This window comes from Gemmatimonadaceae bacterium, from assembly GCA_036496605.1.
Lineage (GTDB): Bacteria > Gemmatimonadota > Gemmatimonadetes > Gemmatimonadales > Gemmatimonadaceae > AG2.
Genome location: DASXKV010000058.1, coordinates 42,699 through 52,337 on the forward strand (window position 1 = coordinate 42,699; position 9,639 = coordinate 52,337).

9 protein-coding genes are annotated in these 9,639 nt (G+C 63.0%); 7 read left to right on the plus strand and 2 right to left on the minus strand.

The window, feature by feature from the left end:
- Positions 1-47 precede the first annotated feature (47 nt).
- The gene (locus VGH98_23480; protein ID HEY2378961.1) at positions 48-1,430 is read left to right on the plus strand and encodes an Nramp family divalent metal transporter; all 1,383 of its coding nucleotides are present in this window, start codon (positions 48-50) and stop codon (positions 1,428-1,430) included.
- 8 nt (positions 1,431-1,438) lie between these two features.
- On the opposite strand, the gene VGH98_23485 is transcribed toward VGH98_23480, so the two are convergent.
- Entirely contained in the window at positions 1,439-2,245 is an 807-nt protein-coding gene (locus tag VGH98_23485; protein ID HEY2378962.1) for a LytTR family DNA-binding domain-containing protein, read from the minus strand.
- An 8-nt stretch (positions 2,246-2,253) separates the two neighbouring features.
- The gene (locus VGH98_23490) at positions 2,254-3,462 is read right to left on the minus strand and encodes a histidine kinase (GenBank protein ID HEY2378963.1); all 1,209 of its coding nucleotides are present in this window, start codon (positions 3,460-3,462) and stop codon (positions 2,254-2,256) included.
- Between the two features lie 229 nt (positions 3,463-3,691).
- Between VGH98_23490 and VGH98_23495 the strand changes: the two genes are divergently transcribed.
- From VGH98_23495 to VGH98_23520, 6 genes are all read left to right on the plus strand, one after another.
- Positions 3,692-5,044, plus strand: a complete 1,353-nt coding sequence (locus VGH98_23495) for an efflux RND transporter periplasmic adaptor subunit (GenBank protein ID HEY2378964.1) — start codon at positions 3,692-3,694, stop codon at positions 5,042-5,044.
- Between the two features lies 1 nt (position 5,045).
- Positions 5,046-5,846 (plus strand): ABC transporter ATP-binding protein, encoded by an 801-nt coding sequence (locus VGH98_23500; GenBank protein ID HEY2378965.1) that lies wholly within the window; start codon positions 5,046-5,048, stop codon positions 5,844-5,846.
- Positions 5,843-7,060 carry an ABC transporter permease gene (locus VGH98_23505; protein HEY2378966.1) on the plus strand — a complete coding sequence of 406 codons (1,218 nt, stop codon included), beginning with the start codon at positions 5,843-5,845 and terminating at the stop codon, positions 7,058-7,060. The genes VGH98_23500 and VGH98_23505 overlap by 4 nt, the downstream gene beginning before the upstream one ends.
- 13 nt (positions 7,061-7,073) lie before the next feature.
- The gene (locus VGH98_23510; protein ID HEY2378967.1) at positions 7,074-8,459 is read left to right on the plus strand and encodes a TolC family protein; all 1,386 of its coding nucleotides are present in this window, start codon (positions 7,074-7,076) and stop codon (positions 8,457-8,459) included.
- A gap of 200 nt (positions 8,460-8,659) precedes the next feature.
- Positions 8,660-9,067, plus strand: a complete 408-nt coding sequence (locus VGH98_23515; protein ID HEY2378968.1) for a response regulator — start codon at positions 8,660-8,662, stop codon at positions 9,065-9,067.
- A 225-nt stretch (positions 9,068-9,292) separates the two neighbouring features.
- Positions 9,293-9,639 (plus strand): prepilin-type N-terminal cleavage/methylation domain-containing protein (locus tag VGH98_23520; GenBank protein HEY2378969.1); only part of this gene is annotated, 347 nt, incomplete at its 3' end.

The following is a 9,639-nucleotide window of genomic DNA, read 5'->3' on the forward strand; positions in this document are numbered from 1 at the left end:
GTCAACGGAGAGTGCCTTGGCCCAGCCTGTGCCCTGCATCGCGTCCAATGGAGAATTCGATCAACCCCTCGTCGTCTCCGTCCGAGACCGCGGCTGAGGAGCTACGTGCCGGCGAGGCGACTCGCGGCGATCGGCGTGAAACGCCGCGACCGTATCGCCCGCGCAAGAAGACTCCACGCGAGCGGATGGTCTCGAGAGTGCGCGAGCTCGGTCCAGGATTGATCACCGGTGCCGCGGACGATGACCCGTCAGGCATCGCCACGTACTCGCAAGCGGGTGCGGCGTTCGGCTATGGCCTGCTGTGGACGGCCCTCATCAGTCTGCCATTGATGTCGGCGATCCAGCTGATGTGCGCGCGGATCGGCATCGTCGCGCGGAGCGGGCTGGCGGCGGTGCTGCGCGAACATTATCCGCGTTGGACGCTTTGGCTCGCATGCCTTTTACTCGTCGTTGGCAACACGATCAACATCGCCGCCGATCTCGGAGGTATGGCGGCGGCGGCGAAGCTCCTCACGGGCATCCCGGCCATCTGGTTCGTGCCCGCGTTCACGGCGTTGATTCTCGCACTGCTCGTTTTCGCGTCGTACGAGAAGATGACGCGAGTGCTGAAGTGGCTCACACTCGCGCTGTTCAGCTATGTGTTCGCCGCGCTGTTGTCGGGCGCCGACTGGTTGGCCGTGCTACGGGGCACGTTCCTGCCCCACATCGGTTTCTCGCGCAACTATCTCCTGACCTTCGTGGCGATCATGGGCACGACGATCTCGCCCTATCTCTTTTTCTGGCAGGCGGCGCAGAACGCGGAGCAGGACGCTCACATCATGCGCCGCATCGTTGGGCGTCCGCGGCGTGCCGTGCAGCGCGAGCTGCGCGCCGCCGCGCGGGACGTCAACGTCGGCATGCTGTTCTCGAATCTGATCATGTACTTCATCATTCTCACGGCTGGAGCCACTCTGCATCCCGCAGGCATTACGAACGTGCAGACCGCCGAGCAGGCCGCCACCGCGCTCCAGCCGCTGGCGGGGAGCGCCGCAACCCTGCTCTTCACACTCGGGCTAGTCGGGACGGGCATCCTCGGCGTTCCGGTGCTCGCCGGGTCTGCCGCGTACGCGATCGCCGAGGCGGCGGCGTGGCGCGCGGGAATGGATGAGAAAGTTCACAACGCGCGTCAGTTCTATGGAGTCATCGCGGTCGCGATGGGGGCGGGGATGCTACTCAACTTCTTCCACGCAAACGCGATCAAGCTTCTCATCGGATCGGCGGTGATCAACGGCCTCCTCGCGCCGCCGCTGATCGCGATCGTGCTGGTCGTGTGCAACAACGAGAAGGTGATGGGCACGCACAAGAACGGGCGGACGCTGAATATTCTTGGCGGCCTGGGCGTGCTGATGATGACGGCGGCTGCGGTGGGACTGCTTCTCTCCTGGTTCTAGCGATCGAGTCAAGGCATCACGCCCAACCTTTTCTCGAGCTCTTCACGGCGAGATCTCGAGACCGGCAGCCGCAAGCCGCTCTTCAACTGCACCTCGTAGTCCCCGCCCGCACCCCGCAGCAAGGTATCCACCAACTGCAGCCTAACGATAGCCGAGCGATGGATGCGCACGAAGTGCCGCGGATCGAGCCGATCTTCCAACGTGTGCATCGTTTCGCGGATGAGATGCGTTTTGTCGCCGGTGTGGAGCTCCGCGTATGGACCGTCGGCGGTGATGTAATCGATCTGTTCTACGGGAACGACGCGCACCTTGCCTCGCATCTCGACGGCGATGCGCTCGAGATAGCCCGCTGAATCCGGCGCCATGCGCGACGCCGCTGCGTCATGCGAGCCCTGTTGCAGCACCGCGAGCAGCTGTTCGCGAAGCTTTCCCATCTCGCGCAGCTCGATCAACTGCCGGGCACGACGGAACGCCTGCTCGAACCGCTCGTCGTCGAAAGGCTTTACCAGGTAATCGAGCGCGGCGAGCTCGAAGGCGCGAAGCGCGTACTGATCGAATGCGGTAACGAAGATCGTTGCGGGCATCTTCTCGGCGCCGATCTCGCGCACGACGTCGAGTCCGGTTTTGCCGGGCATCTGCACATCGAGAAAGACGAGGTCCGGTGTCTTGCTGCGAATTGCCTCCACCGCGGTCGAACCGTTGTCCGCGGTGCCGATGACGTCGACACCGGGCTCGTGCGCGAGCAGATCGGTAATGCGCTCGCGTGCCAGGAGCTCGTCGTCGACGACGAGTACGCGAATTGGCGCGTTAGGCACGGTGTGCGTTAGGCAATCGAAACCACGGCCGACGTCAGCAGATCGGCGCGCGTATGAAATGGCAAACGAATCTCGGCGATCGTCACTGGGCCCTCGGTTCGATCTTCTGCGCGCAGGTCGAAGCTCTGGTCGTCGCCATACAGATGTGACAGGCGCGCGCGCGTGTTGCGTACGCCGACGCCAGTGCCGGATAGACTAGCCGTTCCTACCTCCCCAAGTGGCGCGTTGTTCTCGACGCACAGCACGAGCTGGCTTCCGTCGATGCGACCGCGGAGCACGATACGCCCGATCCCTTCGATTCTGGCAACACCATGCTTGACCGCGTTTTCCACGACGGGCTGAAGAACGAGATTGGGAACGAGCGCGTCCATCGCGCGCTCCTGAACGTCGGTAGTGACCTGGAGACGCCCCTGGAATCGCACTTCCATGATTTCCAAATATCGGCGGAGAAGCTCGAGCTCCTGTCGAAGCGGTACTTCCTGGTCGCCAGGGCCCTCGATCGTGTGACGCAACAGCTCGCTCAAGCGCGAGATCATGCGCCGAACGCCCCGCGGGTCGCGCTCGACGAGCGACGAAATCGCGTGCAGCGTGTTGAAGAGGAAGTGCGGATCGAGCTGCATGCGGAGCGCGTCGAGGCGCGCCTCGGCGAGCTGAGCGCGCAGTTGTGCAGCCACGCGAAGCGACTCCTCGCGCTGCCGTCGGTAGCGCAGCGAATATGCCCGAGCGAGCCCGGCCGCGAGAACGCCAAGATAGATAATGAAGTCGTTGAGGTACCACGGGCGAAGCCACAGGTATCCTGGAGGACCGCCACCACGACCTCGGCGCGGCGGGAATGGCATCAATGCGCTCCGCACCTCATCCCCGATCATGCCTAACGCGACGGCGATCGCGAACCCGACTGCGATGAGGATGAGCGCTCCGACGACACGATGCCGATGGTCGGCGAGGAACCGTGCGCTCAGCCAGAACACGAGCGGCGTGAGGAGCGCCCACGAATACGCTGACAGAAACGCAAGCGCGATGGGTGCCGATGCATTCGTGAACTGAAAACCGAGTTGCCGCGGATCGAGCAGGCGGTTCGCAAAGGTCAGCGCCGCCATGAAGGTCCAGAACGCCACGATCAGCACCAGTTCCCGCCGGCTCAGCCGGAAGGGCGGACTGGACAGGTCAGCGGCCCCTGCCTTCGTACTCGTTTCGAGTTCGCTAATCGTGCTCACGGTCACCCGGCATCTCCGACGTGTGGAAGCATACGCGAGGCCGCCGTCTGACGCCAAACCATTCATGACGCCGGAATGCCATTCATGACATCGGCGTGCAAGTCGTTGCAAACCGGGCATTTACGTCATCGAAAAGCATTATAATCATCCTCGACGCGATAGGTCCTCGAGTGAGGGCCAGCGTGCATGACCGAGCGGCTGAGGCCGCAGAACCGAGAGGATGAGCTATATGAAGAAATCGAGAATCGCAGCGGCAGCAGCCGTCGTCGTGCTCGCTGCCAGTAGCGTGGCGATGTACCGCCGGGCCGATGCGGGTCAAGTCTCGCCCTACCGGTTCGCGGCGGTTACACGAGGCAACCTGCAGGCGACCGTCTCCGCGACCGGTGCGCTCAGCGCCGTGACGACGGTGCAGGTCGGTACGCAGGTCAGCGGCCAGATCTCGGCGCTCTACGCCGATTTCAATCAGAAGGTAAAGAAGGGTCAGTTGCTGGCCCGCATCGATCCGACGCTGCAGCAGCAAGCGGTGCAGGACGCGCAAGCCGGCGTTGAGAAAGCGCAGTCACAATACACGACGGCCGAGCAGGAATACGGGCGTGAGAAAACTCTCTACGACTCGAAGGTCATTACCGCGACCGAGTTCGGAACGGCGCAGTCCAACTACGACGTTGGAAAGGCCGATCTGAAATCGGCGCAAATCGCGCTCGATAAGGCGAAGCAGAACCTCGCGTACACGAACATCTACGCGCCGATCGACGGCGTGATCGTGGCGCGCACGGTCGACGTCGGTCAGACGGTGGCGGCGAGCCTCTCGGCTCCCGAGCTGTTCCTGATCGCCAACAACCTGTCGCAGATGCAGATCCTCGCGAACGTCGACGAGAGTGACATCGGTCAGATCGCAGTTGGTCAGCCGGTGACGTTCACGGTGCAGGCGTATCCGAACCGGAGTTTCACGGGCACGGTGCAGCAGGTGCGGTTGCAGTCGACGACGCAGGACAACGTCGTGAACTACACGACGGTGATCTCCTGCTCGAACAGCGACGGCAAGCTGCTGCCAGGCATGACGGCGACGGTGCAGTTCCTGACGGGCTCGGCGACGAACGCCTTGCTCGTGCCGAACGCGGCGCTGCGTTTCCGCGCGACGCCGGAGATGATGGCAGAGGCGGGCATCAAGACGAGAAGCGCGACCTCCGGTAAGGGCGCGACCGCCAGCGGCGCAACTGCCAGCGGCGCGACTGCAAGCAGCCCGGCTAGCACCAGCGCGACGACGAACGGTGCAGCAGCGGCGAACGGTGGTCAGAGGTTCGGCGCCAACGGTGCTCGGAGTGGCAGCGGCACGCGGCCGAGTGGCGGGATGCTGTGGTATCTCGACAAGACCGGCAAGCTCGCGGTTGCACGTGTGAAGACCGGTCTCACCGACGGTCAAACGACGGAGATCATTCCGCGCGACAGCACGGCGACGATTCAGCCAGGACTGCAAGTGATCACCGCTACGACCGCGGCGACGACGACCAGCTCGAGCACGAGCTCGGCGAATCCGCTCCAGCCGCAAGGCGGCGGCCGCCGCGGGCCAGGAGGGTTCTAACATGTCTAGCGAGATCAACACCGACACGCCGGTCATCGACATCCAAGGCGTGCAGAAGATCTACAAAACGGGATCGAACGAGGTCGCCGCGCTCAAGGGCATCGACCTCACCGTTAGGCAGGGCGAGCTCGTGGCGATCATGGGCTCGTCCGGCTCGGGAAAGTCGACGCTGATGAATATCCTCGGGTGCCTCGACGTCCCAACCCAGGGCGTGTATGCCCTCGACGGAATTCGAGTGGAGGGACTCAGCAAGAATCAGCTCGCCGATATCCGGAATCAAAAGCTCGGCTTTGTCTTTCAGGGCTTCAACCTGCTCGCGCGGACGACGGCGATCGACAACGTCGAGCTGCCGCTGCTCTACGATCGCACGGGCAAGAAAGTGAACACGAAAGAGATGGCGAAGCACGCGCTCGAGCGTGTCGGCCTTGGCGACCGCCTCGAGCACCAGCCGAGCGAGTTGTCCGGTGGTCAGCAGCAGCGCGTCGCAATCGCGCGAGCGCTCGTCACCGAGCCGCGGTTACTGCTCGCCGACGAGCCGACGGGAAATCTCGACAGCCGTACATCGGTTGAAGTGATGGCGTTGTTCCAGGAACTGAACGCGCAGGGGATCACGATTCTCATCGTGACGCACGAGCCCGACGTCGCGCAGTACGCGACACGGATCGTGGAAGTTCGTGACGGACGCATTCGTCGCGATCATCCCGTCGAGCTGCGGCGCAACGCCGCGGCTGACCTGCGCAACCTCGACGCCGACGTCGTCATCGACGTGCAGGCGGAGCGCGCGGAGGAGGAGGCAGCATGAAACAGCAAACGCTATTCAAGCTGGCATCGCAGAGCATCCTCAAGAACAAGATGCGGACGCTCCTGACGATGCTTGGCATCGTGATCGGTGTCGGAGCCGTGATCGTGATGGTCGCGATCGGGAACGGCGCCCAAGCCCGAATTCAGGATCAGATCAAGAGCTTAGGAACAAATGTGATCATGATCATGCCGGGCTCGACGCAGCAGGGCGGCGCGAGCCAGGGCGCGGGCACGTTCAACCGCCTAACGGTCGCCGACGCCGAAAAGGTCAAGAAGGACGCGACGCTGTTGTCGGCGGTCTCGCCGGTAATTCAGACGCGCACGCAGGCAATTGCCGGGGGCGCCAACTGGCGCACGCAGATCAATGGCGTGTCAACGGACTATCTGACGATCCGTGACTGGGGCGTCGGCAGCGGTACGCTCTTCAGCGACAACGACGTGAAGTCGATGCGCAAGGTAGCCGTGCTTGGCGCGACGGTCGCGCAGAATCTGTTCCCCGGGACTGATCCGGTCGGCGCGCAGATTCAGCTCGGCCACGTGCCGTTCCAGGTGATCGGCGTGCTCTCGACAAAGGGCCAGAACGCTGCCGGCAACGACCAGGACGACGTCGTCCTCATTCCGTATACGACGGCGCAGGCTCGGTTGAGCGGCTTCGTTAGGCTCGGCCAGATCCTGGGGAGCACGGCCTCGCCAAACGATATCTCGGCGGCTCAGGACGAAATTCGCGGCATCATGCGCGAGTCGCACAAGCTGGGCGATTACGCGGACGACGACTTCACGATTCGCAACCAGAATGAGCTCGCCGACGCCGCGTCGTCGACGACGAAAGTCATGACGTACCTGTTGGCGGCGATCGCATCCGTGTCGCTGGTGGTCGGTGGTATCGGCATCATGAACATCATGCTCGTTTCGGTGACGGAGCGTACGCGAGAGATCGGCATTCGTATGGCGATCGGCGCGCGGGGCTCGGACGTTCTCACCCAGTTCCTGGTCGAGAGCATCGTCATGAGCGTCGCCGGCGGCATCATCGGGCTGCTCGTTGGCTTCGGTGGCGCGGCGCTGCTCGGACACCTCACGGGTTGGAGCACGTCGACGCCGCCCGTTGCGGTCGCGATCGCGGTCGGCTTCTCGGCGGCGGTCGGCATGTTCTTCGGTTATTACCCGGCTCGTAAGGCAGCGGCATTGAATCCGATTCAGGCCTTACGCTACGAATAAAGGGAGATTTGCAATGCTATCATCTCATTCTCGCATTCGAACGGTGCTGGGTGCCGTCGTCGGTATCGTCGCGCTGGGCGCGACGACCCTCGGCGCGCAGCAGCCGGCACCCGGTGCGCCGCCGCCGACGGTCGTGACCTTCGATCAAGCGCTCAAGCTGGCGCTCACCCAGAACGTCGGCATCAAACAGGCACAGAACGCGGCCGCGCTGAACAGCACGAACGTCACCCAGCAGAAGCTCGCGTTCCTGCCGAGCCTCAGCGTCAGCGCGAATACGGGCCAGACGTACGGCAATGCCTTCAACACGACCGACGGAACGCTCGCGAGCACCACGACGAACACGCTCAACGCGGGAATTTCGTCGAGCGTGACGCTCTTCGACGGCATGAAGAACGTCGCGAATCTCAAGAGCGCACAGCTCGGAGAGAGCGCAGGCGAGCAGGACCTCACGCGCGCCAAGCAGACGGCGGTCTTCACCGTTGCGTCGAACTATCTCGCGCTCGTGACGCAGCAGCAGCAACTCGACGTCCAGCAGCAGAATCTCACGGCACAGGAGGCACTCGAGAATCAGATCAGTCAGTTCGTGAAAGCAGGCTCACGGCCGATCTCCGATCTGTATCAGCAGCAGGCGATCGTAGCGAGTGCGCGCGCAGCCGTTGTGTCCGCGCAGAATGCCGTGGAGTTGGCGAAGGTGGACGCGATCCAGACGCTGCAGCTCGACCCTCGCGGCAACTACGATTTCCAGGCGCCTTCGCTTCCGGATACCGCGGCAACGAATGTGAACTTCAATCTCGATTCGCTTCTCGATCGCGCGTTCGCGCAACGGCCGGATCTCGCGGCCGATGCCTCACGAGTCAATGCGGCGCAGCAGGAGATCAAGGCGGCAAACGCCAGCAAGTATCCCACGATCTCGCTCACGGGCGGCTACAACAGCGGCGTGACGAGCGCGAACGACGCCGCCTTTCTCGATCAGCTGAATCAGCGGCGAGGAGGTTCCATTGGCATTGGCATCTCGATCCCGCTCTTCGATCGTGGCGCCACACAAGCCGCCACCGAGCGGGCGCAGATCTCGGCCGACAACGCGAATCTTGCTCTCGCCACCCAGCGGCAGCAGGTCGCGCTCGAGGTGAGGCGAGCATATCTGGATTATGACGCGGCGCGTCAGCAACTGGCCGCGGCCGATGCCCAACAGAAGGCAGCGACCCTCGCTGTGGCAACCACGCAGCAGCGGTACCAGGTGGGCGCGGCGACCCTCGTCGAGGTGACGCAGGCGCGCGCAACCCAGGTGCAGGCGCAGAGTGCGCTCATCACCGCGCGCAACAACCTGGTGTTCCAGCAGTCGTTGATGTCGTACTACACGGGAGAATTGAATCCGGCGAATGCCGTCATCGGCGGCTGAACACGCACGCAGGAGACAAGTGACACGGTGGCGAGTGGCGAGTGCCAAAGGTGGCGCCCGTTACTCGCCACTCGCCATTCCCATGGCTCGATTCTTTCTTACTCGGCCCTGCGCGCCGTTTCGCCAGGCGCGGACATTCAGCGTGCCGTTCCGGTCTCGATGGGACCGGCGCGGTACCTTGCCGTGCAAACCAGGTGACGATGATGGGACACGCGCCCACAGTGCTGCTCGTGGAAGACAACGACGACAATCTTCGGATTTACTCCACCATTCTCGGGTACGCGGGCTACCACGTCCTCGAGGCAACTGATGGGGAGGCGGGTCTTGCCACTGCGCGCAGCGGGCAGCCGGATCTGATCCTGATGGATGTATCAATTCCCAAGATCGACGGCTGGGAAGTTACGCGGATACTCAAGGCCGATCCGGCTACGTCGTCGATTCCGATTGTCGCACTCACGGCGCACGCCCTGGCAAGCGATCGGGAGCGTGCCAACGAGATCGGCTTCGACGGATACATCTCGAAGCCGGCCGAGCCTCGCTTGGTTCTAGCCGAAGTGGAGCGCCGGCTGGGCAAAGCCTCGGCGCCCCAGGGACTGCGAGCGCCCTGATCGCTGACGGAGCGCCGCATTGCGTTATGCATCTCGTCATGCAGATCGCGCGGTATAATCGTCCGATGGGGTATCAGTCAATTTTCTTAAGTCATTAGGTATCATGGTGTTAAATCCATCGGTACCGTCAGGCCCATGCGTTGCTTTTGTGGGGTGCGTTACACGCTCGTCCCTTCTCGGAGTGAGCGTGCTCGAACGAAACTCCACTTCCCCCAGGGTAACTCCATGACCAACCTGCTTCGTGCTCGCAAGGGCTTTACGCTCATCGAGCTCCTGATCGTGGTCGTGATCATCGGCATCTTGGCCGCGATTGCGATTCCGAAGTTCGCGAACACCAAGAACAAGGCGTACGTCACGGCGATGAAGTCGGACCTGCGCAACCTCGTGACGGCTGAGGAAGCGTTCTTCTCCGATTCGACGTATTACACGACCGCGACGACGCTCGTTGCGCGTAACGGGTTCAAGAACTCGTCTGGTGTCGGCGTCCCAGGCGTGACCCCCGGGCCGGGCTACTGGTCGGCGACGGTTACGCACAGTCAGCTTTCTGGTTCGACCTGCGGTATCGGCGTGAA